30 protein-coding genes and 4 tRNA genes are annotated in these 25,003 nt (G+C 67.1%); 11 read left to right on the forward strand and 23 right to left on the reverse strand.

Annotation, left to right across the window (positions count from 1 at the left end):
• Positions 1-106: 106 nt before the first annotated feature.
• Positions 107-355: a hypothetical protein gene (locus tag CVH10_RS14125; protein WP_106489017.1), complete on the reverse strand. Its 249-nt coding sequence runs from the start codon at positions 353-355 to the stop codon at positions 107-109.
• Between the two features lie 231 nt (positions 356-586).
• Between CVH10_RS14125 and CVH10_RS14130 the strand changes: the two genes are divergently transcribed.
• Both CVH10_RS14130 and CVH10_RS14135 read left to right on the forward strand, forming a co-directional pair.
• Positions 587-775: a hypothetical protein gene (locus CVH10_RS14130; RefSeq protein WP_035595579.1), complete on the forward strand. Its 189-nt coding sequence runs from the start codon at positions 587-589 to the stop codon at positions 773-775.
• Position 776: 1 nt separating this feature from the next.
• Positions 777-1,067 carry a hypothetical protein gene (locus tag CVH10_RS14135; protein WP_369335809.1) on the forward strand — a complete coding sequence of 97 codons (291 nt, stop codon included), beginning with the start codon at positions 777-779 and terminating at the stop codon, positions 1,065-1,067.
• Between the two features lie 14 nt (positions 1,068-1,081).
• Here CVH10_RS14135 and CVH10_RS14140 read toward each other — a convergent pair whose 3' ends face one another.
• The 6 genes from CVH10_RS14140 to CVH10_RS14165 all read right to left on the reverse strand — a co-directional run bounded on the left by CVH10_RS14140 (position 1,082) and on the right by CVH10_RS14165 (position 6,731).
• On the reverse strand, positions 1,082-2,200 hold the full coding sequence (locus CVH10_RS14140) for a histidinol-phosphate transaminase (RefSeq protein WP_106489018.1): 1,119 nt from the start codon (positions 2,198-2,200) through the stop codon (positions 1,082-1,084).
• A 127-nt stretch (positions 2,201-2,327) separates the two neighbouring features.
• On the reverse strand, positions 2,328-2,816 hold the full coding sequence (locus CVH10_RS14145; RefSeq protein ID WP_052052447.1) for a phosphate-starvation-inducible PsiE family protein: 489 nt from the start codon (positions 2,814-2,816) through the stop codon (positions 2,328-2,330).
• 302 nt (positions 2,817-3,118) lie between these two features.
• Positions 3,119-3,850, reverse strand: a complete 732-nt coding sequence (locus CVH10_RS14150) for an RNA methyltransferase (protein ID WP_106489019.1) — start codon at positions 3,848-3,850, stop codon at positions 3,119-3,121.
• 156 nt (positions 3,851-4,006) lie between these two features.
• The gene (gene groL, locus CVH10_RS14155; RefSeq protein WP_035595573.1) at positions 4,007-5,656 is read right to left on the reverse strand and encodes a chaperonin GroEL; all 1,650 of its coding nucleotides are present in this window, start codon (positions 5,654-5,656) and stop codon (positions 4,007-4,009) included.
• Between the two features lie 58 nt (positions 5,657-5,714).
• Positions 5,715-6,008: a co-chaperone GroES gene (locus CVH10_RS14160; RefSeq protein ID WP_035595572.1), complete on the reverse strand. Its 294-nt coding sequence runs from the start codon at positions 6,006-6,008 to the stop codon at positions 5,715-5,717.
• Positions 6,009-6,212: 204 nt separating this feature from the next.
• Positions 6,213-6,731, reverse strand: coding sequence for an FxsA family protein (locus CVH10_RS14165; protein WP_035595570.1), 519 nt, complete (start codon positions 6,729-6,731; stop codon positions 6,213-6,215).
• A gap of 180 nt (positions 6,732-6,911) precedes the next feature.
• On the opposite strand from CVH10_RS14165, the gene CVH10_RS14170 reads away from it, so the two are divergent.
• On the forward strand, positions 6,912-7,673 hold the full coding sequence (locus CVH10_RS14170) for an SDR family NAD(P)-dependent oxidoreductase (RefSeq protein ID WP_106489020.1): 762 nt from the start codon (positions 6,912-6,914) through the stop codon (positions 7,671-7,673).
• A gap of 66 nt (positions 7,674-7,739) precedes the next feature.
• On the opposite strand, the gene CVH10_RS14175 is transcribed toward CVH10_RS14170, so the two are convergent.
• Positions 7,740-8,018, reverse strand: a complete 279-nt coding sequence (locus CVH10_RS14175) for a ComEA family DNA-binding protein (RefSeq protein ID WP_035595567.1) — start codon at positions 8,016-8,018, stop codon at positions 7,740-7,742.
• A gap of 221 nt (positions 8,019-8,239) precedes the next feature.
• On the opposite strand from CVH10_RS14175, the gene pyrF reads away from it, so the two are divergent.
• On the forward strand, positions 8,240-8,941 hold the full coding sequence (pyrF, locus tag CVH10_RS14180) for an orotidine-5'-phosphate decarboxylase (protein WP_106489021.1): 702 nt from the start codon (positions 8,240-8,242) through the stop codon (positions 8,939-8,941).
• Between the two features lie 7 nt (positions 8,942-8,948).
• Here pyrF and lapB read toward each other — a convergent pair whose 3' ends face one another.
• Genes lapB through CVH10_RS14195 form a run of 3 tightly spaced genes read right to left on the reverse strand, consistent with a single transcriptional unit; the run spans position 8,949 to position 10,817 of the window.
• Positions 8,949-10,133 carry a lipopolysaccharide assembly protein LapB gene (lapB, locus tag CVH10_RS14185; RefSeq protein ID WP_035595564.1) on the reverse strand — a complete coding sequence of 395 codons (1,185 nt, stop codon included), beginning with the start codon at positions 10,131-10,133 and terminating at the stop codon, positions 8,949-8,951.
• A 2-nt stretch (positions 10,134-10,135) separates the two neighbouring features.
• The gene (locus tag CVH10_RS14190; protein ID WP_035595562.1) at positions 10,136-10,441 is read right to left on the reverse strand and encodes a lipopolysaccharide assembly protein LapA domain-containing protein; all 306 of its coding nucleotides are present in this window, start codon (positions 10,439-10,441) and stop codon (positions 10,136-10,138) included.
• Between the two features lie 55 nt (positions 10,442-10,496).
• Complete coding sequence (locus CVH10_RS14195; RefSeq protein WP_258393819.1) at positions 10,497-10,817, reverse strand: integration host factor subunit beta; 321 nt, start codon at positions 10,815-10,817, stop codon at positions 10,497-10,499.
• A 224-nt stretch (positions 10,818-11,041) separates the two neighbouring features.
• On the opposite strand from CVH10_RS14195, the gene CVH10_RS14200 reads away from it, so the two are divergent.
• Positions 11,042-11,335 (forward strand): succinate dehydrogenase assembly factor 2, encoded by a 294-nt coding sequence (locus CVH10_RS14200; RefSeq protein WP_035595558.1) that lies wholly within the window; start codon positions 11,042-11,044, stop codon positions 11,333-11,335.
• A gap of 7 nt (positions 11,336-11,342) precedes the next feature.
• Positions 11,343-11,693: a hypothetical protein gene (locus CVH10_RS14205; RefSeq protein ID WP_106489022.1), complete on the forward strand. Its 351-nt coding sequence runs from the start codon at positions 11,343-11,345 to the stop codon at positions 11,691-11,693.
• 136 nt (positions 11,694-11,829) lie between these two features.
• Here CVH10_RS14205 and nadB read toward each other — a convergent pair whose 3' ends face one another.
• The 8 genes from nadB to uvrY form a co-directional block, all read right to left on the reverse strand.
• The gene (gene nadB, locus CVH10_RS14210; protein WP_106489023.1) at positions 11,830-13,416 is read right to left on the reverse strand and encodes an L-aspartate oxidase; all 1,587 of its coding nucleotides are present in this window, start codon (positions 13,414-13,416) and stop codon (positions 11,830-11,832) included.
• A 24-nt stretch (positions 13,417-13,440) separates the two neighbouring features.
• Positions 13,441-14,568, reverse strand: coding sequence for an FUSC family protein (locus CVH10_RS14215; protein ID WP_035595553.1), 1,128 nt, complete (start codon positions 14,566-14,568; stop codon positions 13,441-13,443).
• A 50-nt stretch (positions 14,569-14,618) separates the two neighbouring features.
• Positions 14,619-14,705, reverse strand: a tRNA-Leu gene (locus CVH10_RS14220).
• 30 nt (positions 14,706-14,735) lie between these two features.
• Positions 14,736-14,809, reverse strand: a tRNA-Cys gene (locus tag CVH10_RS14225).
• A gap of 94 nt (positions 14,810-14,903) precedes the next feature.
• Positions 14,904-14,978 (reverse strand) — tRNA-Gly (locus tag CVH10_RS14230).
• Between the two features lie 62 nt (positions 14,979-15,040).
• Entirely contained in the window at positions 15,041-15,589 is a 549-nt protein-coding gene (gene pgsA / locus CVH10_RS14235; RefSeq protein ID WP_035595551.1) for a CDP-diacylglycerol--glycerol-3-phosphate 3-phosphatidyltransferase, read from the reverse strand.
• A 112-nt stretch (positions 15,590-15,701) separates the two neighbouring features.
• The gene (gene uvrC / locus CVH10_RS14240; RefSeq protein WP_106489024.1) at positions 15,702-17,516 is read right to left on the reverse strand and encodes an excinuclease ABC subunit UvrC; all 1,815 of its coding nucleotides are present in this window, start codon (positions 17,514-17,516) and stop codon (positions 15,702-15,704) included.
• Between the two features lie 83 nt (positions 17,517-17,599).
• Positions 17,600-18,247 (reverse strand): UvrY/SirA/GacA family response regulator transcription factor, encoded by a 648-nt coding sequence (gene uvrY / locus CVH10_RS14245; protein WP_106489025.1) that lies wholly within the window; start codon positions 18,245-18,247, stop codon positions 17,600-17,602.
• Positions 18,248-18,448: 201 nt separating this feature from the next.
• On the opposite strand from uvrY, the gene CVH10_RS14250 reads away from it, so the two are divergent.
• Positions 18,449-18,524: transfer RNA gene (locus CVH10_RS14250), tRNA-Ala, on the forward strand.
• 193 nt (positions 18,525-18,717) lie between these two features.
• Here CVH10_RS14250 and CVH10_RS14255 read toward each other — a convergent pair.
• From CVH10_RS14255 to CVH10_RS14270, 4 genes are all read right to left on the reverse strand, one after another.
• Entirely contained in the window at positions 18,718-19,476 is a 759-nt protein-coding gene (locus tag CVH10_RS14255; RefSeq protein ID WP_106489026.1) for an SDR family NAD(P)-dependent oxidoreductase, read from the reverse strand.
• A gap of 140 nt (positions 19,477-19,616) precedes the next feature.
• Positions 19,617-20,303 (reverse strand): type 1 glutamine amidotransferase domain-containing protein, encoded by a 687-nt coding sequence (locus CVH10_RS14260; protein ID WP_035598222.1) that lies wholly within the window; start codon positions 20,301-20,303, stop codon positions 19,617-19,619.
• 102 nt (positions 20,304-20,405) lie between these two features.
• A complete protein-coding gene (dkgB, locus tag CVH10_RS14265) occupies positions 20,406-21,215 on the reverse strand; it encodes a 2,5-didehydrogluconate reductase DkgB (RefSeq protein ID WP_106489027.1) in 810 nt (269 codons plus the stop codon).
• A gap of 20 nt (positions 21,216-21,235) precedes the next feature.
• Complete coding sequence (locus CVH10_RS14270; protein WP_106489028.1) at positions 21,236-21,829, reverse strand: NAD(P)H-dependent oxidoreductase; 594 nt, start codon at positions 21,827-21,829, stop codon at positions 21,236-21,238.
• Positions 21,830-21,977: 148 nt separating this feature from the next.
• Here CVH10_RS14270 and CVH10_RS14275 point away from each other — a divergent pair, with 148 nt between their 5' ends.
• The 4 genes from CVH10_RS14275 to CVH10_RS14290 all read left to right on the forward strand — a co-directional run bounded on the left by CVH10_RS14275 (position 21,978) and on the right by CVH10_RS14290 (position 24,997).
• Positions 21,978-22,871, forward strand: coding sequence for a LysR family transcriptional regulator (locus tag CVH10_RS14275; protein WP_035598232.1), 894 nt, complete (start codon positions 21,978-21,980; stop codon positions 22,869-22,871).
• A 49-nt stretch (positions 22,872-22,920) separates the two neighbouring features.
• Positions 22,921-23,604 (forward strand): AraC family transcriptional regulator, encoded by a 684-nt coding sequence (locus tag CVH10_RS14280; RefSeq protein WP_106489029.1) that lies wholly within the window; start codon positions 22,921-22,923, stop codon positions 23,602-23,604.
• Between the two features lie 73 nt (positions 23,605-23,677).
• Entirely contained in the window at positions 23,678-24,610 is a 933-nt protein-coding gene (locus CVH10_RS14285) for a DMT family transporter (protein ID WP_106489030.1), read from the forward strand.
• 48 nt (positions 24,611-24,658) lie between these two features.
• Entirely contained in the window at positions 24,659-24,997 is a 339-nt protein-coding gene (locus CVH10_RS14290) for a tRNA-binding protein (RefSeq protein WP_106489031.1), read from the forward strand.
• Positions 24,998-25,003: the final 6 nt, after the last annotated feature.

Below are 25,003 nucleotides of genomic sequence, written 5' to 3' on the forward strand. Positions count from 1 at the left end.
GCAGGTATCAGCATCATCGGGTGGCTTTGATCGGGCAGGGCAGAAGGGCCGAACGCCAGCCCGCCGATGGCGGTCAGGCCGCTGCGTCGGGATTGATACAGGCGTCTCAGAGCATCAGCCCCGCCGCGTCCAGCCGGTCGCGCAGCTGCGCCAGGCCCCCTTCGTATTCCCAGTACATCACGCGCCCGTGCGAACCCGTCACCAGCAGGTACTGCTCGCTGATCGACTGAATGCGTTCGATGGCCACCAGCTTGGTGGTGAAGTCGTCCTGGCCCGGCTCGCGGATTTCGCGATTATCGCCGTCGAAGCCATGGATGATGGCGGCCGTTCTGACGTTGATTTCGAGGTATTTCACGGCGACTCCTTCGCTTTCTTGCAGTGTGCAGACTTCGAGGATAAACCTCTCGATGTGGGCCTGTAACGGAGGGGGATGAGCGGGCCTCAGGCGCTCAACGGCGCGGCTTGTCGACGATAACACAATCAACCTGTTGGTATTTTGAGACGGTTCGTGTCGGCGTTGCGCCACATGGGTAAGGCTCTGCGGCTTCGCTAGAATGGCAGCCATTCATCTGGCCCAGGAGGCACCATGTCACATCGCCCGCTGACCCTTGCGACCCTGCTGCTTGCTGCCCTGTTTCTGGCCGGCTGCAGCTACACCCCCGCCCGTATCGATCCCGAACCGCTGCTCGAGATCGGTGGGCACCACGATCGCGACTATCACCGCCATGGTGGTGGCTTCTGCCCACCGGGCCAGGCGAAGAAAGGACGCTGCTGAGATGACCGTCTCACGTCGCCGCGGCGTCATGGGGGGCCTGGCATTGGCGGCCGTTCTGCTGATGACGGGGTGCAGCTACACGCCGGCGCGCATCGACACCGGCCCTCTGGTGGAGATCGGTGGCTATCACGATGGCCACCGTCATCACGAGCGGCGCGAGTATCGCCACTATCGTCGTCATGACGATCACTACCGTGAGCGTCGCCACCACAGGCACCATCGTGACTACGGCGATCATCGTCGTCGCGGTGGCTTCTGCCCGCCCGGGCTGGCCATGCAGGGCCGTTGCTGAGCGGCGCCGCCTGCCTACTCGCCTTCGTTTCCTTCCGCGAGTGCCGCTTCCAGCGTCGCCAGCCGGCCCGGCACCAGGGCATCCTCCACGGCGGTGATCCGCAGCAGGTGGCCGAGTGCCGGATGAGCCGCGCGGGCGGTCAGTTTGCCCTCGTCCAGCAACCTGGCGTGCACGCGTGCGGCCAGCTCGGCGCTGGGCAGGCGAAGGGCGATGAAGTTGGTGGCGCTCGGCAGCACGTCGGCACCCAGGGCACGGAAATGCGCCGTCAGCCGCTCGCGCCGCGCGATGACGTCGCGCAGATGACGGTCTATCTCGGCAGGGTGATCCAGCACCCGCTCGGCGGCCGCCAGGCTGAGTGACGACACCGCATAGTGGATGCGCACCTTCTGCATCATCGCGCGGGTCTCGGGCTCGACGATCGCGTAGCCGACGCGCAATCCGGCCAGCCCCATGGCCTTCGACAGCGTGCGGCAGCGAATCACGCCGGGCAGGGCGCGGGTGAATCCGGGCGCGTCGGCATCGTCGCGGAAGTCATGATAGGCCTCGTCCAGCAGCAGCCAGCAGTCCTCGGGAAGCGCCTCGCGTAGCCGGGTGACGTCGTCGACCTCATGGCGGTGGCCGGTGGGGTTATCCGGATTGGCCAGGTACACCAGGCGGGCGTTTTCCCGTCGGGTGGCCTCGGCCAGGGCGTCGAGGTTCGGCGCCAGGCCTTCCTCATTCTCTCGATAGTCGACTTCCACCAGGCGGCAGCCCTGGCCACGGGCGAAGTAGCCGAAGGTCGGGTAGGTGCCGGCGGAGGCGATCACGGTGGTGCCGGTCGGTGCCACGGTGCGAAGGGCCAGGGCCAGCAGGCTGTCGCAGCCGGCATCCACCAGCAGGCTGTCGACGTCGAAACCGTGGCGACGCGCCAGGCGCTCACGCAGGGCCATGGCTTCGGCGTCGCCGTAGCAGGTGACGTGCTCGGCCATGGCCTCGCCGAAGTGCTCACGCAGCGCGGTATGGGGCATGTCGAGCCCCTCGTTGGAGCCCAGCCGGTGCGGAATGGCGTGGCCCAGACGCCGCTGCAGCGCCGCGAGGCCGGGAAAGGGATTGTCGGGACCGGGCGAATAGAGGTGGTCGGCGAAGCGGGGCATGGGGCCTCTCTCGATGCACGGTGGATGTGGGCCCTGTCCTGGGAGGCGGGCTCGCTCATCGTATGAGGTTACCGGCCCTTCGGGTCACCCTGCCAGTAGGGCGTGGCCAGACCGAGGCGCGTGCTCTTCAGTGTTTCCTGGCCACCAGCCAGTGGGTCACGCCCAGCGCCAGTACCACGGCCGCGATGGACAGCACGTATTCGGCGGAGACGGTCGAGATGTCCAGCACGATGACCTTACGGGCGATGGCCATCAGCGCCGTGGCGACGACCAGTTGGATGGGGAGAACGTTGGTACCCAGGTAGAGGCGGATGTTGATGAAGATCTCGATGGCGATCAGGACCACCATGAAGGCGCCGAACAGCCGGAAGATGTCGCCGACCTCGAGCAGCAGGAAGGGAGGTGAGGCGAGCTCCTGGTAAAGCACGTAGACGACATCGAAGATGCCCCACAGGATCACGAACACCATCAGCACGGCCAGTGCCTTCACACCGACGCGAATGATGCGGTGAAGCCAGCCGATCAGCGGATCCTCGTGTTCCTCGGGGAGCTCGTCGTGGAGCAGCCGAGGTGGATCGTCGCGGGATACCCGGGGCTCGTCACGTTCGTCGCTCATCAAGACCTCCTGGTCGCCAGACCTTCACTGTGCCACCGGGATATCCTTTCCACCAAGAAAAACGCCACGACGCGAGCGTCGTGGCGATCTTGCATTCCTCCCTGGGCATCGTCCCGATGCCGAGATCGGCGTCCCTTGGGGGCGTCCTGCCCCGTGCGTCCCTGGCGAAGCGAGTGGCAGTGTCCGTTGCCGATTCCTGTCTTGAGCCGTTGTAGTGTCGGCCAGGCGCATGACGGTGGGGTGAATCGGCGATGACGATTCGATGTCGGTCGTGCTTTGGCTTCCGTATCCCTCTTCGGGGGTCAGCCTTCCGCGTCAGGCTCCAGCGAACTCAACAGCCCGCGCAACAGCGAGAGCTCCTTGCGCGAGGGCTGGGCACGAGCGAACAGCGCCTGCAGCTGTTCCTCGGTGCGGGCATGGGGCTGAGTGATAAAACCGCTGGCCTGCATCAGGCGAGACAAATGGTCGTGGAAGTGGCCCAGCTGTTCCCGGGTCGGCTGGCGATCCTGGGCCGGCGGAGCGGCCTGGAAGCCGCTGTCCGGGCGCTGTCGCCAGGCGCGAAAGGTCTCGTAGGCGAGTACCTGAACGGCCTGGGAGAGGTTGAGCACGCCGTAGTCCGGGTTGGCGGGAATGCTGACCTGGTGACTGCAGCAGCGGATCTCGTCGTTGGTCAGCCCGAAGCGCTCGCGGCCGAACACCAGGGCGACGGGATCATCTGCGGCGTGGTCCACCAGCGACTCGGCCATCTCGGCGGGCTCGTCGAAGTGGGGCAGGGGCATGCTGCGCAGTCGGGCGCTGGCGCCGATCACCTGGACGCAGTCGCTCACGGCCTCTTCCAGCGAGCCGACCACCCGGGCTGCGTCGACGAGGTCCTCGGCGCCGGCGGCCAGTCGGCTGGCCTCGGGGTGAGGGAAGTCGCGCGGGTTGACCAGCACCAGGTCGGTGAGCCCCATGGTCTTCATGGCCCGCGCCGAGGCGCCGATATTGCCGGGGTGATAGGTCTGGACGAGGACGATGCGGATATGGGAGAGCATGGACAGTAGGGCAGCCAGAAGATGGGAGACTTGGAGCGAGTATCTTACCGCGTCAGGCCGCCAGGCCGCCAAGCCGCCATTCCCCTTAACGAGAAGACCCCCGCCGGTTGCCCGGCGGGGGTCTGTCTCAGGCGTGGCCTGGAAGAAGGGACCGGCTTACATCATGCCGCCCATGCCTCCCATGCCGCCCATGCCACCCATGTCGCCGCCACCGGCAGCGTCCTGCTCGTCCGGGTCGTCGGCGATCATGCACTCGGTGGTGATCATCAGGCCGGCGACGGAACCTGCGGACTGCAGGGCGCTACGGGTCACCTTGGCCGGGTCCAGCACGCCCATGTCGAACAGGTCGCCGAACTCGCCGGTCTGGGCGTTGTAGCCGAAGTTGCCTTCACCGTCCTTGACGCGGTTCAGGATGACGGAAGCCTCCTGGCCGGCGTTGGTGACGATCTGGCGCAGCGGAGCTTCCATGGCGCGCACGGCGATGGCGATGCCGTGGGTCTGGTCCTCGTTCTCGCCCTTGAGGCCGGCGACCTTGGTCAGCACGCGGATCAGGGCGGTACCACCGCCAGGCACCACGCCTTCCTCGACCGCGGCGCGAGTGGAGTGCAGGGCGTCCTCGACGCGAGCCTTCTTCTCCTTCATCTCCACTTCGGTCGCGGCACCGACGCGGATCACGGCGACACCGCCGGCCAGCTTGGCGACGCGCTCCTGGAGCTTCTCGCGATCGTAGTCGGAGGACGTCTCTTCGATCTGGGCGCGGATCTGGTTGACGCGAGCCTCGATGTCAGCGTCCTGGCCGGCACCATCGATGATGGTGGTGTTTTCCTTGGACATGGTCACGCGCTTGGCGGTGCCCAGGTGGTCCAGGTTGGCCTGCTCGAGGTCCAGACCCACTTCCTCGGAGATCACGGTACCGCCGGTCAGGATGGCGATGTCCTGCAGCATGGCCTTGCGACGGTCGCCGAAGCCCGGCGCCTTGGCGGCCGCGACCTTGACGATGCCGCGCATGGTGTTGACCACCAGGGTGGCCAGGGCTTCGCCTTCGATGTCCTCGGCGATGATCACCAGCGGCTTGCCGGCCTTGGCGACGGCCTCGAGGGTCGGCAGCAGCTCGCGGATGTTGGAGATCTTCTTGTCCACCAGCAGGATGAACGGATCTTCCAGTTCCACGGCCATGGTGTCCTGGTTGGTCACGAAGTACGGCGACAGGTAGCCGCGATCGAACTGCATGCCTTCCACGACGTCCAGCTCGTCTTCGAAGCCACGGCCTTCGTCGACGGTGATGACGCCTTCCTTGCCGACCTTCTCCATGGCCTCGGCGATGATCTTGCCGATGTTGTTGTCGCCGTTGGCGGAGATGGTACCGACCTGGGCGATGGCGTTGGAGTCGGTGCACGGCACGGCCAGCTCGCCGACTTCCTTGACCGCGGCCTGGATGGCCTGGTCGATGCCACGCTTCAGGTCCATCGGGTTCATGCCGGCGATGACGCCCTTCAGGCCTTCGTTGACGATGGACTGGGCCAGCACGGTGGCGGTGGTGGTGCCGTCACCGGCGACGTCGGAGGTCTTGGAAGCGACTTCCTTGACCATCTGCGCGCCCATGTTCTCGAACTTGTCCTTGAGCTCGATTTCCTTGGCCACGGAAACGCCGTCCTTGGTCACGGTCGGTGCACCGAAGGACTTTTCCAGGACCACGTTGCGGCCCTTCGGGCCCAGGGTGGCCTTGACGGCGTTGGCCAGGGTGTCGACACCCTTGGCCATGCGAGTGCGGGCATCGCTGGAGAACTTGACTTGTTTCGCTGCCATTTTCGTAGGTTTCCTGTGAGTTCGTGAACGTCGGTTTCGAGCGGGTGGCGGTCTAGGCTCAGCCTTCGACGACGGCCAGGATGTCGGACTCGCTCATGATCAGCACTTCTTCACCGTCGATCTTCTGCTTCTCGACGCCGAAGCCATCCTTGAAGATCACGGTGTCGCCGACCTTGACGTCGAGCGGGCGAACGTCGCCGCTGTCCAGGATCCGGCCGTTACCGACGGCGAGGACTTCGCCACGCGTCGGCTTTTCCTGGGCGCTGCCCGGGAGCACGATGCCGCCAGCGGTTTTCTGTTCTTCTTCGACGCGACGGATGACGACGCGATCGTGCAAGGGACGGATGTTCATTGCTCACGTTCTCCTGATGGTTTGCTGTGCCGGAGCGTCGCTGCCCCGGCGTTTTCATCATCAACCCGCAGGTCTCGCTGCGGGGTGAAGGCGCCTGCCTTCCGTGGGGATGATTCCGGCGGGCCGGAATCGAAACTCGTTGCTGTCGGATAGGTGGGGCTGGCCAGTGGGCTTTCAAGCCCCCGTCCGAAAATTTTTTGCCGTTCAGCCGCGCCGCTCGTCGTGGGCGATGAAGTCGCCTTCCAGTGGCTCGCCGTCAGCATCACGGGAGGAGCTGCGCTGGCCTGGCTCGTGCGATTCGCCGGCCTGCTGCCAGTCGGCGTCGCGCCCCTGGCGGGCCTGATAGGCACCGGCCTGCATGTGCACGCCCTGGAAGCGCATGCCTGTCCGACCCAGCAGTCGGCCGAGCAGGCGACGCGCGTCCGGAATCAGGCACATGAAACCCAGGGCATCGGACAGGAAGCCCGGGGCCATCAGCAGGGCGCCACCGAAGATCAGGGCGGCGCCGGTCAGCAGCTCGCCGGAGGGCAGCTCGCCACGGTTCATGCGCTCCTGGGCGCGGGCGAAGGTGGCGACGCCTTCCCGACGGATCAGGTGCAGGCCCAGGAAGCCGGTGCCCAGCACCAGGGCCAGGGTGGTCAGCAGCCCGATGTGGCTGCCGACCGTGAACAGCAGGACGAAGTCGAGCAGGGCGAAGACGGTAAAGAAAGCGAGAAAGGGCATGATGACTCCGCGTTGACGAATGCCGGTTTAATGGGGGCGTCGTGGTGGGAAATCAAGCCTCGTTCGAAGGGCGGAGTGTTGCATCGCAACATTCGGGATAAGCTAGGCACGAAGGATGTCGGCGCCGGCCTTTCTGCGCTCCGGCAGCGACGCACGATCATCAGCGTGGGGAGATTCGACATGACACTGCAGGATCGCATCATCGCCATCACCGGTGGCGCCCGAGGCCTGGGGCTGGCGATGGCCGAGCGCCTCGGCCGGGAGGGCGCGACCGTGGCGCTGCTCGACCGAGACGGCGACAGCCTGGATGCCGCCGTGAGCCGGCTGGCGGAGGCCGATATCATGGCGCGGGGGTTTGTCGTCGACGTGGCCGACGAGGCCTCCGTGGCGGAGGCCTTCACGGCCGTCGGCGAATCTCTTGGGCCTCTCGATGGCCTGGTCAACAACGCCGGCATCGTGCGCGACGGCCTGCTGGTCAAGGCACGTGACGGCCAGGTGTCGGCGCGTCTGTCGCTGTCCGACTGGCAGCGGGTGATCGACGTCAACCTGACCGGCGTCTTCCTGTGCGGGCGTGAGGCCGCCACCCGCATGATCGAGGCCGATCGCCAGGGCGTGATCGTCAATATCTCCAGCGTGGTGCGCGGTGGCAATGTCGGCCAGAGCAACTACGCGGCGGCCAAGGCCGGGGTCGCTTCGCTGACGGTGACCTGGGCTCAGGAGCTGTCCCGGTACGGCATTCGGGTGGGGGCGGTGGCGCCGGGCTTCATCGAGACCGAAATGACGGCCGAACTGCGCGAGGACATCCGCGATCGCATCGCGTCGCAGATCCCGTTGCGCCACATGGGCCAGCCCGGCGATATCGCCGAGAGCGTGGCCTTCATCTTCGCCAACGACTATTTCACCGGGCGGGTGCTGGAGTGTGACGGCGGGCTCAGGATCTAGGCGCGGTCGGCAAGGTGCCATCCTGCATCGGGGCGCCGATGCAGGATGGGTCCGCCGTCGATGCGGTCAGAAGGTGACTTGATCGGAGAGGCCCTGTACGGTCATCTCACCGATACCGCTGACCCGGGAAAGGTCGTCGGCGCTCTCGAAGGGGCCGTTGGCCTCGCGGTCTTCGACGATGGCGGCGGCCCGAGTCTCGCCGATGCCCGGCAGCTCGGCGAGCAGGGTGACATCGGCGGTGTTGACGTCGATCGGCGCCATGTCCTGTGCGATGGCCGGTGATACCAGGCCGAGCATCAGCGTCAGGCCCAGGGCGGCGATACCGGTGATGTAGCGTGTTTTCATGGCAGGGACCTCTCTCGATGGGGGTGGCGGGCGAACGGGTGAGCCCGGGTGCCGTGGCGGCACCTGTCTCAAGCTAGTGGCGTCGGGGGCGCTTGGGTGCGAGCCATCGCCTCGGTGTCTTGTCGTCGATGGACGACGCCTGCGAGTCGTGATCTCCCCATGCGATTGGGGCGTTGGCTGATATACTGCGCAGGTTCAATCAGCTACCAGGAGCCCTGCCCGTGCCCACCGCGTCTCCCCTGATCATCGCCCTCGATTACGCCTCCCTGGACGCCGCCCTGTGCATGGCCGACCGGCTCGATCCGGCCCGTTGCCGGGTCAAGGTGGGCAAGGAGTTGTTCACGCGAAGCGGCCCCGACGTGCTCGAGGCCCTGCACGGGCGCGGCTTCGAGGTGTTCCTGGACCTCAAGTTCCACGACATTCCGAACACCGTGGCCGGTGCCGTGCAGGCCGCCGCCGAACAGGGCGTGTGGATGGTCAACGTGCACGCCGGTGGCGGCGGGCGGATGATGGAGGCGGCCAAGCAGCGTCTGGTCCAGCATGATCTGTCCACTCACCTGATCGCGGTGACGGTGCTGACCAGCATGGCGGCCGAGGACCTGTCAGAGGTGGGGGTGACGGCCACGCCCGCGGAGCAGGTCGAGCGGTTGGCGGCCCTGGCGCGCGATAGCGGCATGGACGGGGTGGTATGTTCGGCCCAGGAAGCCGGGCGGCTGCGCACCCTGTGCGGCGACGACTTCCTCAAGGTGACGCCGGGCATTCGTCCGGCCACGGCGGACGCCGGCGATCAGCGGCGCGTGATGACGCCGACAACGGCCATGGCAGCGGGCAGTACCCATCTGGTGGTGGGGCGCCCGGTCACCCAGGCAGAGGATCCCATGGCGGCGCTGGCCGCCATCGAGGCGGAGCTGGCGACGGGCTGAGGGTTGGCTATTCGCCTTCGATCCCGGTGATCGGTTTGGTGGTGCCCCAGCTGCGACAGCGGGGGCACTGCCACAGCAGCGGTTCGCCGCTGAAGCCGCAGCGCTGGCAGCGATGGCGGGGGCGGGCCTGGAGCAGCGTGTGGGTGTGGCGCTGCAGCAGTTCGATGCGCGGGTTGCCCGTGCCACCTTCCTGCTGGTGGTAGAGCCGAATCAGGTAGTCGACGGCGCCGAGGCTCGGCGAGCGCTCCAGCTCTCGGGTCAGCAGCGCCTGGGCGGCCTCCGTATCACCATGATGGCGGCGCAGGGCCTCGGCCAGCATGATGATCACGCTGGTATAGGGCGCGGTCTCGAGCAGCGACTCGAGGTGACGAATCAGTCCCTCTTCATCGTCGAGCAGCCGATAGGCGCGTCCCAGCGGTTCTAGCAGGGTCGGAATGAAGTGCTTGTCCTGGTCGGGAATTCGCTGCAGCAGCCGGATCGCCTGGCGGTACTGGCCTGTCTCCAGTGCCATGTCGGCCAGCATCAGATTGGCGCGAACGCACTGGCGGTCGGTGGAAAGCGCCTGCTTGAGATGGCGACGTGCCAACACCGGGCTCGCCGACTGGCGCTCCTGGTCGGCGATCTCGCACAGCCAGTGGGCGGCGGCGCGCCGCACGTCGTTGCTTTCCTTGATCAGCGCCGGCTGGGCCACGTCCAGTGCCTGCTGGTACTCGCCTTCCCGTTCCAGCAGGTCGACCAGCAGTTGCCTGGCGGCATGGCGATGCTCGCCGTTATGGCTGTCCTTGATCAGCGAGTAGAGCAGTCGCTCGGCGCGGTCCAGCAGGCCGAGCTGCAGGAAGTCGCGTGACAGCTCCAGCTGAACGCGGTCGCCCTGTTGGGCGCTGAGCGTGGGACGTGCCAGCAGGTTCTGGTGGACCTTGACCGCCCGGTCGGCCTCGCCGCGGGTGCGGAACAGGTTGCCCAGGGCGATGTGCGTCTCGATGGTATCGCTGTTGACCTCCAGGGCGCCGATGAAGGTCTCGATGGCGCGGTCCTGCTGGTCGTTGAGCAGATAGTTGAGGCCCACGAAATAATCGCGGGCCAGCGTCGGCGACTGAGGCGCGGGGGCGGTGTTCCGGCGTTCGCGGCGGCCGAGCCACCAGCCGATGGCGACCGCTGCCAACAACAGGGCCAGCAGCAGAACATCGGTCATGCTCAGGGCAGTTCCTTCATCTCCTGGACGCGCAGCTGGTCCAGCTCCTTGCGCTGCTGCTGATTGTGGCGCTGGGCTCGGGTCAGCAGGGTGCGCAGGCGCAGGTAGACGCCACCCATGGCGAGCATGCCAAGCAGTACACCGACGACCAGGCTGGCCAGCAGCCACACCGAGAGCGACGCCGCCGGCAGCTCGAACCAGATCAGGTTGAGGGGCAGGGCTTGCTGGTTGTTGACGGCGAAAAGAATGCCGACCAGCAGTACCACCAGCAGGATGACGGCCAGGATCAGGCCTTTGAGCCAACGCATGTGTGAATTCCCGTGTCGTGTGAAAGAGAGTGGGAAGGGCGGTCGGGCGCGCCCGTCAGTAACCGAGGGCGCGACTGGCGTCCACCTGCTCGCGCAGCTCCTTGCCGGGCTTGAAGTGCGGTACGAACTTGCCGTCGAGATCGACGGGCTCGCCGGTCTTGGGGTTGCGGCCGACGCGCGGTTCGCGATAGTGCAGTGAGAAGCTGCCGAAGCCGCGGATCTCGACCCGCCCGCCGTCCGCGAGGGTGTCGGTGATGTCATCCAGGATCAGCCGCACGGCGGCCTCGACGTCCTTGACGGACAGCTCGGGCTGTCGCATGGCAATCTGTTCGATCAGTTCGGACTTGGTCATCGGCTCTCTCCGTGCTGTCCTGATCCGGCCGTGGGGCACAGGGCGATCGTTCCTCAAAGCATACTGCGCAACTTTTGATAAAACAACGCACTAGCCTTCACACGCAAGTTGCGTGCCGCTGCCGGACCCGCGCTCGACGCTGCTCGGCCAGTCGCCTTGGCCGCGGGCACGGTGGATCGGGGCGGGCTGCCGGGGGTGGACGGCTCGGGTATACTGTCGACACATTCATCGGATCAACGAGGCCGATCTTGAACGACGATTCGTCCGCGGCAGCCGCCCTTCGCAAGCGCCTCTACTGGCATTCCCGTCGTGGCATGTGGGAACTCGACCTGCTGCTGATTCCCTTCCTGGAGCAACGCTACGATACCCTCGACGAGCGCGACCAGGCCGCCTATCGCACCCTGATCGACGAGGAGGATCAGGATCTCTTCGCCTGGTTGATGCGCCGTGAGTGGCCCGAGGAGCCCGAGCGTCGCCGCATCGTCAAGATGATCGTCGAGCATGCCGAGAGCACCGATAACGATCACTATCGCAACCTCTAGGCTGTCGTTGCTCGCCCAGGGCCTGATGGCCCTGGGCGTGGTGGGGTGGCTGGGCGCGTTCGTGACCTGGTGGGCGGCCCTGCCAGCGGCGGCGCTGATGGCTGCCGTGCTGATCGATGTCGCCCGGCAGCGGCTGCGGGGTGCGCTGCGCCTGCAGCCGCGAGAGGGTGTGGCGCCACTGCTGGCCTGGCGTCCTGCGGGGAGTGAGGTCTGGCAGCAAGCGCCGCTGCGGTGCGACTACCTGGGACCCTGGCTGATCGGGCTGCGCCTGCCCGGCAGGCGCCTCTGGCTCTGGCCCGATAGCGGCGACGCCGAATCGCTGCGTCGGCTGCGCAAGGCGCTGCTCTCCCTTCCTTGATGCCGGCATGGCTGATGCCGGCTCCTCTTTTCCGCTTTCCCCGATGCCGAACGATGAGGTGTCGCTCCGGGCCTCTTCCATGGCGGCTGCCCGTGTTGTTCCGCTCTTTTGTACGAGCGACCTGGGGGCGCATCCCTCAGTGGCTGGCGGGTGTCAGGTCGCTGAGGTGGAGGCGTGATGGCTGCGGTGCGGGATCGCCGTGCAGCGGGCAGTCGGGGTTGAAGTGCAGGCCGCGGGATTCGCGGCGCGCCCGGGCGCTGGCCACGGTGAGTCGTGCCAGGCGCAGGGCATGCCATAGCCGGGCGAGGGGAACGCTGGGACGCGCCTCGGCGATGCATGGCGCCAGGCGCTCGGCGAGCTCGGCGAGGCGTTCCTCGGCCGCCGCGAGCCCGGCATCATGGCGCACGATGGCCACGCTCTCGCTCATGATCGTGCGCACCTCGCTCAGCAACGCCTGGCATTCTGCATCCGGCACTGGCGTGGTGCCGGGCTGCCAGGACGTCAGCGGGGCATCGCCGGGCGCGCTGGCATCACGCAGGCGACGCGCGCAGCTGCGGGCGAAGGCCAGGCACTCCAGCAATGAGTTGCTGGCCATGCGATTGGCGCCGTGCAGTCCGGTGCCGGCCACTTCCCCCACGGCATGGAGGCGGGGCACCGTGGTGGCGCCCTCGAGATCGGTGCTCACGCCGCCGCAGCTGTAGTGGGCGGCCGGAACCACCGGGATCGGCTCCCGGGCGATGTCGATGCCGCGCGAGGCGCAGTAAGCGTGGATGGTGGGGAAGTGGTGGCGAATGGCATCTTCCCCCAGATGGCGCACGTCGAGCCATACATGGTCGCGGCCGCTGCGCTGCATTTCGGCGTCGATGGCGCGGGCGACCACGTCGCGCGGGGCCAGTTCGGCGCGAGGGTCGACCTCGGGCATGAAGCGGCGTCCGTCGGCGTCGAGCAGGAGGCCGCCCTCGCCGCGTACCGCTTCGCTGATCAGAAAAGGTGGGCCGTCCGGGTCGAACAGGCAGGTGGGGTGGAACTGCTGGAATTCCAGGTTCATCAGCTCGGCACCAAGCTCGGCCGCCATCAGCATGCCTTCGCCGCAGGCCGGGTCGGGGCTGGTGGTGTGGCGGAACAGGCCACTGGCTCCGCCGGTGGCGAGTACGGTGTCCGCCGCCATCAGCTCCACCAGACCGCCGTTTTCATCGAGGCAGCGGGCGCCCCGGCAGTGACCGGCGACGTCAGCGATCAGGCCGATGGCGGTCAGGTCGGTGCGCAGGCGGATGGCCGGGTGGCGTTCGACGTGCTGTCGCAGGGTCTCCACCACGGCGCGCCCGGTGGCATCGTCGGCGTGGATGATGCGGCGTGCCCCGTGACCGCCCTCCCGGGTCAGGTGATACGGGTAGCGGGCCTCGGGGTCGGGATCCGGCGTGAAGGGGACGCCCAGCGACAGCAGCCACTCGATGGCGGCCGGCCCCTGCTCCACGGTGAAGCGCACCGCGGCCTCGTCGCACAGGCCGTCGCCGGCCACCAGGGTGTCGGCGACGTGCGCCTCGACATCGTCGTCCGGCGACAGCACGGCGGCGATGCCGCCCTGGGCCCAGCGGCTGGCGCCCAGGGCTTCGCGGGACGGTTGCAGCAGCGTCACGGGGCGGCGTTCGGCGATCTCCAGGGCCAGGACCAGGCCGGCGATACCGCCGCCGATGATCAGGGTCTCGTGGGGGCTGTCGGGCATCGGACGGTTCCTTTCATGGCGGCGTTACTGCGGTGCCTGGCCGGTGTCGTCCGGCTCGAGCAGACCGTGGCGCGACGCGCCCTTGCGCAGACGGCGGCTGGGCAGGCGCTCCAGGCTGCCCAGCCGTTCGACCAGTTCGCCGGTCAGACGGGCCAGCTCGCGATTGAGCCACAGGTAGCCGCTGGGGCTGAACAGGCGGCGCCCGTCTTCGGCGTAGGCATCGCCCGCGAGCTCGGCATGGCGCTGCAGGTCGAAGGGGGCGAGGTCGACGTCGATGGGGTGGCCGGTGCGTACCTGGAACGCCAGGGTGCCGATGGCGCGGGCCAGGGTGTGCTGCTGGTCGCGAAGGCCGTGCATGGCATCGATGCGCTCGTGGCCGGCGCGGGTGTTCCAGTGGGTTTCGAGCAGCAGCTCGATGGTCGAGAACATGCGGCGCTGGAGGGAGATGAGCTCGTCCAGCTCGACGCGGGTCAGCCGGTTCTCGCGATGAATGGCATCCACCAGTCCGCGCTGCTTGACCAGCAGCTTGCTGCAGCCCTTGAGCAGCTCGTGGGTGTCGAGGTCGGGCGGCGCGCTGGCCGACGTATGAGCATGATAGAGCCGGGCCATGTGGTCCAGGTGATCGGCGAGGGCGAAGCGCAGCAGGTCGGTAGCCTTGTGGGGCAGCACCAGCACGGTGACGCCGATGCCGATCAGCGTGCCCAGCAGCACGTTGAAACTGCGCCACAGGGCAGCTTCCAGTTCGGGGGTGCTGCCGCCGATGACCAGCAGCAGGCTGATGGCGAACATCAGGCCGCCGTAGCCGAAACGCTTGCTGAAGGTGTACCAGGTGACCGCGGCGATGCCGGCCAGGGCGCCGAGATGCAGCACCGGGGGCCAGAAGGGGGTGATGACGATCAGCAGCAGTCCCCAGAGGGCGCCCAGCAGCGATCCGAGCAGGCGCTGGCGCCCCTTGTCGAGCACGCCGCCGATGTGGGGCAGGTTGCCCATCACCATCACGGTGCTGACCAGCGCCCAGCCGCGATGCGGGAGATCGAAGGGTTCGGTGATGGCATAGGCGACGGTCAGAGCCAGCGCCACGCGCAGCACGTGCAGAATGCGACGATGCTGATTCGTGAAGTAGGGATCGCGGAGCGGGCGTACCAGCTTCATGGGGAAAGGAGTACCGTCGACAGGTCAGCCCATGGCGGGTCGGGAAGTCATGGTGCCCGGAGCCGGGCTCGAACCGGCACGGTGTTGCCACCGAGGGATTTTAAGTCCCTTGCGTCTACCAATTTCGCCATCCGGGCGGGGGTTCGAGCGCACAGCTATAGGAATGATGGAGGCTGGAGTCGGAATCGAACCGGCGTACACGGAGTTGCAGTCCGCTGCATAACCACTCTGCCATCCAGCCTCAAGGATCGTGCCACCCGTGGGGGGTGGAGCGAAGACGATGGCCCGTCTTGCGCATTGATCCGTTCGAGTCAGTTCTCTTCTGTCGAAGAGAGTGGAGCGGGAAACGAGATTCGAACTCGCGACCCTCGCCTTGGCAAGGCGATGCTCTACCACTGAGCTATTCCCGCCTGACTCGAGGACGTATTATACGGATAAGTCGGTGACTGTCAAACGCTTTTCTCGGCTGTCGTTACATCGAGTCGCTGAGGTGCGGCCAGGCGGCCCGCAGGTACTGGATCATCGACCACAGGGTCAGCAGGGCCGCGGCATAGAGGGTCACGACACCGAGCGTGGCGATGGAAGTGCCCGGGGCGAAGCCCAGCAGCAGCAGCAGGGCGATCATCTGCAGGGTGGTCTTCAGCTTGCCGATCGAGGAGACGGCCACCGTGCCGCGCTTGCCCATCTCGGCCATCCACTCGCGCAGCGCCGAGATCACGATCTCGCGACCGATGATCACCAGTGCCGGCAGGGTCAGCCAGCTGGCGTCGTAGCGTTCTATCAGCAGCGCCAGGGCCACGGCGACCATCAGCTTGTCGGCGACCGGGTCGAGGAAGGCGCCGAAGGGCGTCGACTGGTTCCAGCGCCGAGCCAGGTAGCCGTCCAGCCAGTCGGTGATCGAGGCCAGGCCGAACAGGGCGCCGGTGGCCAGCATGCTCCATGAGAAGGGCAGATAGAACAGTACGACCAGCAGCGGGATGAAGACGATTCTGGCCAGGGTCAGGAGGTTGGGGATGTTCATCGAAGCTGCGGTCCTTGCCTGAGGGGGAACACGGGATATCGGGTCATTCTATCCCGCTCGGCGACGCTCATCCATGTAGGCACGCCGAATCGTGCCGGACGGCCGGCGGCATTTATCCATGCAGGGCGCGATGGATGGTGTCGGCGAGGGTGGCGCTGATGCCTGGGACCCGGGCGAGTTCGTCGCGGTTGGCCTGGCGGACGCCCTGCAGGCCGCCGAAGAAACGCAGCAGTTCGCGCCGGCGGCGTGGGCCGACGCCGGGAATGTCTTCCAGGGTCGAGGTCCGCCTCGCCTTGTCGCGCCGGGTGCGGTGGCCGGTGATGGCGAAGCGGTGCGATTCGTCGCGGATATGCTGCAGGAGATGCAGGGCCGGGGAGGTGGCATCGAGGTCGAGGGTGCGGTCGACGGTCTCCAGGTAGAGGATCTCCAGTCCCGCCTTGCGGGTGCTGCCCTTGGCGACGCCCAGCAGCATCACGCCGGTCACGCCGAGCTCGGCGAACACCTCGCGGGCCATGTTGAGCTGGCCCTTGCCGCCGTCGACCACCAGGATGTCCGGCCGTTCGCCCTCGCCCTCGGCGAGCCGCTTGAAACGGCGAGACAGAGCCTGGCGCATGGCGGCGTAGTCGTCGCCGGGCTCGATGCCCTCGATGTTGAAGCGGCGATAGTCGGACTTGCGCGGTCCGTCGGCATCGAACACCACGCAGGAGGCCACGGTGGCCTCGCCCTGGCTGTGGCTGATATCGAAGCATTCGAGACGATCCGGTGCCTGCTCGAGCCCGAGCGCCTCGCGCAGCGCCTCGAAGCGCTTCGCGAGCTGGGTCTGGTTGGCCAGCTGGCCGGCCAGCTGCTGTTCGGCGTTGGTGCGGGCCAGCTCCTGCCACTGGGCGCGATGACTGCGCACCTGGTCGGTGACGCGGATGCGCTTGCCGGCATGTTCGCTGAGGGCCTGGGCCAGCAGTTCGGCCTCGGGCAGCGCATGGCTGGTGATCACTTCGGTGGGGATCTCGCGGGCCTGACCGAGATAGAACTGGCTGACGAACTCGCCAAGCAGGGCTTCCGGGCCTAGGTCCAGGCCGTTGGTCGGCTGATGATGGCGGGCGCCCAGCAGTCGCCCCTGGCGGATGGCGAGCACCGATATGCACAGCGCCCCCGGGCGGGAGGCCAGGGCGAAGACGTCCGCGTCGCCGCTGCCGGTGTCGACGAACTGGCGTTGCTGCAGCTGACGCAGCTGCTGGATCTGGTCGCGCAGTCGGGCGGCTTCCTCGAACTCGAGTGCCTGGCTGGCGGCTTCCATGTCGCGAGTCAGCTCTCGAGTCACGGCCTCGCTCTTGCCTTCCAGGCACTGAATGGCGTGCTCCAGGTCGCGCCGATAGTCCGCCTCCGAGATGTAATCCACGCAGGGGGCCGTGCAGCGATCGATCTGATGCTGCAGGCAGGGCCGGGTGCGATGGGCGAAGACGCTGTCCTCGCAGTTGCGGATGCGGAAGATCTTCTGCATCAGCGACAGGCTCTCGCGCACCGCGGTGCTGCTGGGATAGGGGCCCAGGTAGCGGCCGTCGTCATGGCGGGTGCGTGCCCGCTTGTACTCCAGCGCCGGGAAAGGATGGCGGTCGGTAACGAAGACGAAGGGATAGGACTTGTCGTCGCGCAGCAGGATGTTATAGGGCGGGCGCTGCTCCTTGATCAGCGTCTGCTCGAGCAGCAGTGCCTCGGTCTCGCTGTTGGTGACCGTGACCTGGATATCGGCGATGCGTGCCACCAGCGCCTGGGTCTTGGCGTTAAGCGCGCCGCGGAAGTAACTGGCCAGGCGTGGCTTGAGGCGGCGGGCCTTGCCGACGTAGAGCGTCTCGCCGCTCTCGTCGAGCATGCGGTAGACGCCGGGGGCTTCGGTGACGGTGGCGAGGAAGTGGCGCGAATCGAAACTCATCGGGCGGCGGTCTGGCGTGGATGGAGGCTCATCCTATCAGACGCGCCGCCGGGGCGGGGATGGCGGGGAGCCTCCCGGTCGAGTCATTCCGCCTCGCTGAAGCCGTCGACCAGGCCGTGACGCAGCCCGAGGTGGGTCAGCTCGACGTCGGAATGCACGTCGAGCTTCTCGAAGATGCGGTAGCGGTAGGTGTTGACGGTCTTGGGGCTCAGGAACATGCGGTCAGCGATATCGGCCACTTTCTGGCAGTTGACGATCATCATCGCTACCTGCAGTTCGCGCTGGGACAGCTGGTCGAAGGGGTTGTCGCTGGCGTCGATGCGCGACAGCACCAGGCGCTGGGCGATATCCGGGCTGACGTAGCGCTGCCCGGCGAAGACGCTGCGCACCGCGGTCACCATCTCGTCGTGCTGCGAGCCCTTGCTGATAAAGCCATGGGCACCGGCATCGAGCAGGCGCTGGGCGAAGGTGTCCTCGATGAAGGCGGTCAGCACCAGGATACGGATGTCCTGGGTAAAGCGATGGATCTTGCGCGTGGCTTCCAGACCGCCGATGCCCGGCATGCGGATATCCATCAGCACGATATCGGGCTTGAGTTCGCGGGCCAGGCGAATGGCGTCTTCGCCATCCGCGGCCTCGCCCACGATGGTGATGTCCTGCTCGGCACCGAGCAGGTGGGCGATACTGGTCCTTACCAGGTGGTGGTCGTCGGCAACGAGAACCCTGATCAAGGCAGGTGCTCCTGAGATGATGTTTAAGTGTGTCGGGCGCATATAGAGCAGCCATGATAGTCCCTAGCGTGGCACAACATCTCCCTAAGGGGAATTGGTGTCAGCCCTAGGTCTGATTTTTCCCGCCAAGGTGTTGACGAGCGTGGGGAATGTCCGTAGTATTCGCCTCGTTCTCGCAAGGCAACAACGGCGAGCAACAGTGGGGCCTTAGCTCAGCTGGGAGAGCGCAACACTGGCAGTGTTGAGGTCAGCGGTTCGATCCCGCTAGGCTCCACCAACCGAATATCGAGAAGCGGCCCGATGCCATGCATCGGGCCGCTTCTTTTTGTTGTCTGTGTGTCTGCTTTTCCCGTCCTGCGCGCTATCTGGCTTTCCTCCTTTCCTGCCACTTCATATTTTGCGCTGCCTGTGTGTCTGGCGTCTCGCCGGGCCTTGGTCCGGCGAGTGATGGCGTTCGTCGTCTTCGCGGCTCAGTCGCGGTCGATGGCGAAGGGCGCCCAGGCTTGCCGCACGGGCATCACGTCCATCCGGTTGATATTGATGTGCGCGGGCAGGGTCGCGACGTAGAAGATCTGCTCGGCGATGTCCTCGGCGGACAGCGGCGTGGTGCCCTGGTAGAGAGCGTCGTGGGCGTCCTGGTTGCCGCCGGTGCGCACCAGGGTGAACTCGGTCTCGGCCAGGCCGGGGGCCACGTCGGTCACGCGTACGCCGGTGCCCAGCAGGTCGCAGCGCAGGTTGTAGCTGAACTGCTTGACGAAGGCCTTGGTGGCGCCATAGACATGGCTGCCGGGGTAGGGGGTATCGCCGGCCACCGAGCCGAGATTGATGATGCTGGTGCCGGCACCCTGTTCGATCAGCGTCGGCAGCAGGGCATGGGTGACGTTGGCCAGCCCGCGGACGTTGGTATCGATCATGGTGTGCCAGTCGGCGAGGTCGACCTGCTGTGCCGGCTGGGGCGCCAGGGCCAGGCCGGCATTGTTGACCAGGCAGGTCACCCCGGCGAAGGCGTCGGGCAGGGCCTCGACCACGGCCTTCACCGCGGCGTCGTCGCGCACGTCGAGTAACGCCGTGTGGACCGGGACCTTGTCCTCGAGCGCCTCGCGAAGCTCCGCGAGGCGTTCCTCGCGGCGGCCGGAGAGCACCAGCGACCAGCCCGCCTCGGCGAAGCGGTGGGCACAGGCGCGTCCGAATCCGGAGGTGGCACCGGTGATGAAGGCGATACGGTTCATGGCAGGCTCCTTTGCGTCATGAGATCGGTAGGAGCCTCAGCATAGCGCGTCGAGGCGGCGGGGATCGATGGTGCTGATGGACAACGGGCGGGGCCGGCATGGCCGACCCCGCCCGTGGTGGCGGCTCCCGTGAGCCGGACTCAGCCCTTGAGGGCGTCCATCAGGCAGCGGGCGACAGGCTCGGAGGAAGGCGGGTTCTGACCGGTGATCAGGTTGCCATCCTGGCGGGTGTAGGGCGCGAAGTCGTCGGCCTTGGTATACCGGCCGCCCTTGGCGATCAGGGCATCCTCGACCAGCTGCGGCACGATCTCGGTCAGGCCCACGGCGTCTTCTTCGCCGTTGGTGAAGCCGGTGACCGCGCGTCCCTCGACCAGCGGCTTGCCGTGCTCGTCCTTGGCGTTGAGCAGCACGATGGGCGCGTGGCAGACCGCGGAGACCGGCTTGCCCTGGGCCCAGAAGGCCTCGATCAGGCGGACCGAGTCGGCGTCGTCGACCAGGTCCCATAGCGGGCCGTGGCCGCCCGGATAGAAGATGGCGTCATAGTCGTCGGCCTTGACGTCGGCCAGGCGCTGCGTGGCGGCGAGCCGGGCCTTGGCCTCGGCGTCCTGCTGGAAGCGGCGGGTCGCCTCGGTCTGGCTCTCCTCGGCATCGCTCTTGGGATCCAGGGGCGGCTGGCCGCCCTTGGGCGAGGCGAGGGTGAGTTCGGCGCCGGCGTCCTGGAACACATAGTAGGGGGCGGCCAGTTCCTCGAGCCAGAAACCGGTCTTCTCGCCAGTGTCGCCGAGGCGGTCGTGAGAGGTCAGCACGATCAGAATGCGCGGTGTCATCGAAGCGTCTCCTGGGGTGTCGGGCCCGGCATGTCGGGCCCGCTTCGGGATGTGTCGGGAATGTCAGCGTGGACCGGATGTCGTCGTCGGTAAAGCTTGGCGTCAGTCCCAGGCCGGCGCGAAATCCGGGTTGGCGATGCGTTCGCCACGATCGAGGGCGGCGATGGCCTGCATCTCCTCGTCGCTGAGGGTGATCTCGAGGGCGACCAGGTTGCTGCGGATGTTCTTCGCCTTGGTGGAGGACGGAATGGTCACGATACCCTGCTGGTTCAGCCAGGCCAGGGCGATCTGCGCCGGGCTGGCGTCATGGGCGTCGGCGATGCGCGCCAGGGTCTCGTCGTCCATCACCTTGCCCACGGCAAGCGGCATGAAGGCGGTCACCGCGATGCCGTGACGTTCGCAGTGCTCGATCAGCGCCCGGTTCTGCAGGAAGGGATGCACCTCGATCTGGTTGGTCAGCAGGGCTCCCTCGCCGAGGATCTCGACGGCCCGGTCGAGCTGGGCGCGGGTGAAGTTCGAGACCCCGATATGGCGGGTCTTGCCGGCCTCTTGCACCTTCTTGAGCGCCGTCAGGTAGTCGGCCATGGGCACTTCGTCGTTGGGCGAGGGCCAGTGGATCAGCAGCAGGTCGACGTGATCGGTGCCCAGCCGCGTCAGGCTCTCCTCGACGCTGGCCTCCAGGTCGGCAGGCGAAAGGCGATCATGCCAGACCTTGGTGGTCAGGAAGATCTCCTCGCGGGGAATGCCGCTCTCGGCGATGGCCTGGCCGACCTCGGCCTCGTTGCCATAGAACTGCGCGGTGTCGATGTGGCGATAGCCGAGTTCGAGCGCCGTCAGCACGCTTTGCTTGAGGGTGTCGCCCTCAAGGCGGAAGGTGCCGAAACCGGGGGTGGGCAGCGTTTGGGTCGTCATGAAAGCTCCTTGGGTCGGGTTCAGGCGTCAGCGGGTTTGTCGAGGACGCGTATCAGGTGGGCCTGGTACGCCTCCCGATGGGCGTCGATGGCCGGTGACTTGATCACGTCGTTGGCCAGGAAGGTCGGCAGGGCGCTCATGCCGAGGAATTCCAGCGCCTTGTGCAGCGGGAAGTAGACGGCGTCGACGCCACGGCCCTCGAAGAAGTCGCCGGGTTCGTCGAAGGCTTCCTGCGGCGCGTTCCAGGTCAGTGACAGCAGATAGCGCTTGCCCTGCAGCAGGCCGCCGCTGCCGTACTGCCGGGTCGGATCGTGGCGCGAGCGCCCGTCGCTGGCGTAGAGCGTGCCATGGCCGGTGGTCAGCACTTCGTCCAGATAGCGCTTGACGGTCCATGGCGCCCCCATCCACCAGCCCGGCATCTGCAGGATGATGACGTCGGCCCAGCGCCATTTCTCGACCTCGGCGTTTGCCGAGTAGCCATCGTCGATGCGCGTTTCCTGCAGGGTGTGGCCCCGTTCGGCCAGGGTGCCACGCGCCGTCTCGTGCAGGGTGTCGTTGTAGCGGCCACCGGAATGAGCGTAGGCCTTGGCACCGTTGAGCAGCAGGATGTTCATGGGCTTTCGTTAATCTCCTAATCAGTCGTGCGCTCAAGAGTGGGGACGTCATGGGCGGGGTTCAATCGCTACAAGATGCAAAACACCTTTGCGTTTGATGCAAAGGCTGGGATCCTGACGGCGAATGAATGACCCTAAGGAGACACGCATGGACAGCCGCACGGACGAACTCAGCCTGTTGCTGGCGGTGGTGGACAGCGGAAGCTTCAGTGCCGCGGCGCGTCGACTGGGCGTGCCGGTGTCCCGGGTGTCCCGAGCCGTCCAGCGTCTGGAGCGGCGGCTCGATGCACCGCTGCTCAACCGCACCACCCGCAGCATCATCCTGACCAGCGAGGGGCGGCGCTTCGCCGAACGCGTGCGTGAAGGCCTCGGCGTGCTGGAAGAAGCCGAAGAGGCGGTGAGGATCGGCCGGGAGCGCCCCAGCGGCCCGCTGCGCGTGGACGCGGCCACGCCCTTCATCCTGCATCAGCTGGTGCCGCTGATCGGGGAGTTCCAGGCGGCGTATCCCGGCATCGAACTGGAGCTCTGCGCCTCCGACGACATCATCAACCTGCTCGAGCAGCGTGCCGACGTGGCGATCCGCATCGGCGGCCTCGAGGATTCCACCCTGCATGCCCGCAGCCTGGGTCAGTCGCCGCTGCGGCTCGTGGCGAGCCCGTCGTATCTCGAGCGGCACGGCGCGCCCGACGTGCCGGAGGCCCTGCATGGGCATCGACTGCTGGGCTTCATCAACGCCGAGGCGCTGAACTACTGGCCGGTGGCGGGCCTGTCATCGCAGGGGCCCAACATTCGCGCCTCGCTCAGCACCTCCAGCGGCGAGGTGATGCGCGAACTGTGCCTGGCGGGTCACGGCATCGCCTGCCTGTCGCGTTTCATGATCCAGGACGATCTCGACCGAGGTGACCTTGTCGGCCTGCTGGACGAGCATGTCGTCAGCCCCAACCCGCGCGAGCGGGTGCAGGCGGTCTACTATCGCAACACCGCGCTGTCGCCGCGGATCGGCGCCTTTCTCGACTTCATCGCTCCGCGACTGAGGTTGTGACAGCGGCGATGGACTGGCATCCCGTCGTCCCAGGCGGCATCCTTGGCCCATGAGCCGTGATCTTTCTCCCCTGATCGGCAGCGTCGAGCGCTCCTATCCGCTCGACTGCCTGAGCGATACCCACGACTACCACCAGCTGCTGGTGGGGCTCGACGGCCGCGTGGACGTCGAGGTCGAGGGGCGGGGCGCCGCCATGGGCCCGGGGAGCGTGTGCCTGATCCCCGCGGCGTCGACTCACCACTATCTGGGGCTCGATGCCGACAATCGCTGCCGCGTGCTGGACCTGCCGGCGGATCAGGGCAGCGATGCGCTGTTCGAGCGAATTCGCTTCCTGCGCCTGGCGCCGGAGGAGGCCGCCGGGCTGGATGACGAGCGGCTGCTGGCACGGCTCGGCGGGGCGCCCGCGTGGCGGGGGCCACGGCTCAACATGGCAAGCCTGACGCGGCGGGTGCAGGCCGAGCCGGCCGCAGCCTGGAATCTGGCACGGCTGGCCGAGGCCTCGCGGCTCTCCGAGCGGCAACTGCGTAGAAGCCTCTCCGAGATCACCGGCCTGACGCCCTGGCAGTGGCTCACGCAGCAGCGACTGGCACTGGCCGAGCGGCTGTTGATGACCAGCGATGCCTCCCTTACCGAGATTGCCCTGGCCTGTGGCTTCGCCGACGGCGCCCAGTTCAGCCGCCACTTCCGGCGCTGGCGCGGGCAGCCGCCGAGCGCGTTTCGTCGCGCTCGGTGACGGCCGAAATCGACAAGCCTTCGTCTTTCTCGTCCCCCATACTGCCCAGCCGACCCGTGAGTGGAGAATCGACATGTCGGCTGTTTCCCCCGCCGAGGCGCGCCGCGCCACCCTGTGGGGCGCCAGTACCGTCCTGAGCTGGGCGACACTGGCGCTGTTCACCCAATGGGCCGGCCCGGTGCCCCCATTCCTGCTGACCGCGCTGTGCTTCGGCCTGGCCGGCGGCCTGGCGTTGCTGGTGTTCCTGCTGCGTGGCGAGAAGCGGGCCCTGGCCGAGGCCTTCCGCCAGCCGCCGGCGGGCTGGCTGCTGGGCGTGGGTGGGCTGTTCGGCTATCACCTGTGCTACTTCATCGCCCAGCAGAACGCGCCGGCGGCGAATGCCGGGCTGATCAGCTATTTGTGGCCACTGCTGATCGTGATCCTGGCCGGCTGGCTGCTGCCCGGCGAGCGCCTGCGCGGCATCCACCTGGTGGGCGGCGTGTGCGGCTTCATCGGTGCGGCGCTGCTGGTGGGTCCCGACGGCTTCGACTGGTCCGGCGAATACACGCCGGGCTATCTGGTGGCGCTGCTGGCGGCCTTCATCTGGAGCGGCTATTCCGTGGCCTCGCGGCTGCTGTCGCGGATTCCGACCACGGCGGTGGCCTGGAACTGCCTCGGCGCCGCGGTGCTGGCGCTCGCCTGTCATCTGGCCTGGGAGCCGCGCGGCTGGCCGGAAGGCGCCAACCTGTGGGCGATCCTGGCCCTGGGGCTGGGCCCCGTGGGCAGCGCCTTCTTCACCTGGGATCTGGGCATGAAGCGTGGCCACGTGCGGCTGCTGGGACTGCTGTCCTATGCCACGCCGCTGTGCTCGACCCTGGTGCTGATCGCCGCCGGCCTGGCCGTCCCCAGCCCGACGCTGCTGCTCGCCGCGCTGCTGATCTGCGGCGGGGCGCTGATCGGCAGCGGCATGTTGAGCGCTCGAAAGGACCGGCGATCGCCGGAGGCGACAGACTCGTCGCGGGGATAACGCCCGCCGCATGGCTGGGCACGTTCAAGAGATAAGGAGAACACCGTCATGGAACAGATCGCATGGGCGGACTTCGCCAGGGTCGAACTGCGCGTGGGCACCATCGTGGAGGCAGAGGTCTTTGCCGAGGCGCGGCGGCCGGCCTACAAGCTGCGGGTCGACTTCGGCGAAGCCATCGGGGTACGCAAGTCCAGCGCCCAGATCACCGAGCTGTACGCGCCGGACGAGCTGGTCGGCAAGCAGGTGATCGCGGTGGTCAACTTCCCGCCGAAACAGATCGGCCCGATGACCTCGGAGTGCCTGGTCACCGGCTTTCACCGCGAGGATGGCGCCGTGGCGCTGGCCGTGCCCGACCTGGGGGTGCCCAACGGGGCACGCCTGGTCTAGGACGCT

It is taken from the genome of Halomonas sp. ND22Bw (genome assembly GCF_003011945.1).
GTDB classification, from domain to species: Bacteria; Pseudomonadota; Gammaproteobacteria; order Pseudomonadales; family Halomonadaceae; genus Halomonas; species Halomonas halophila.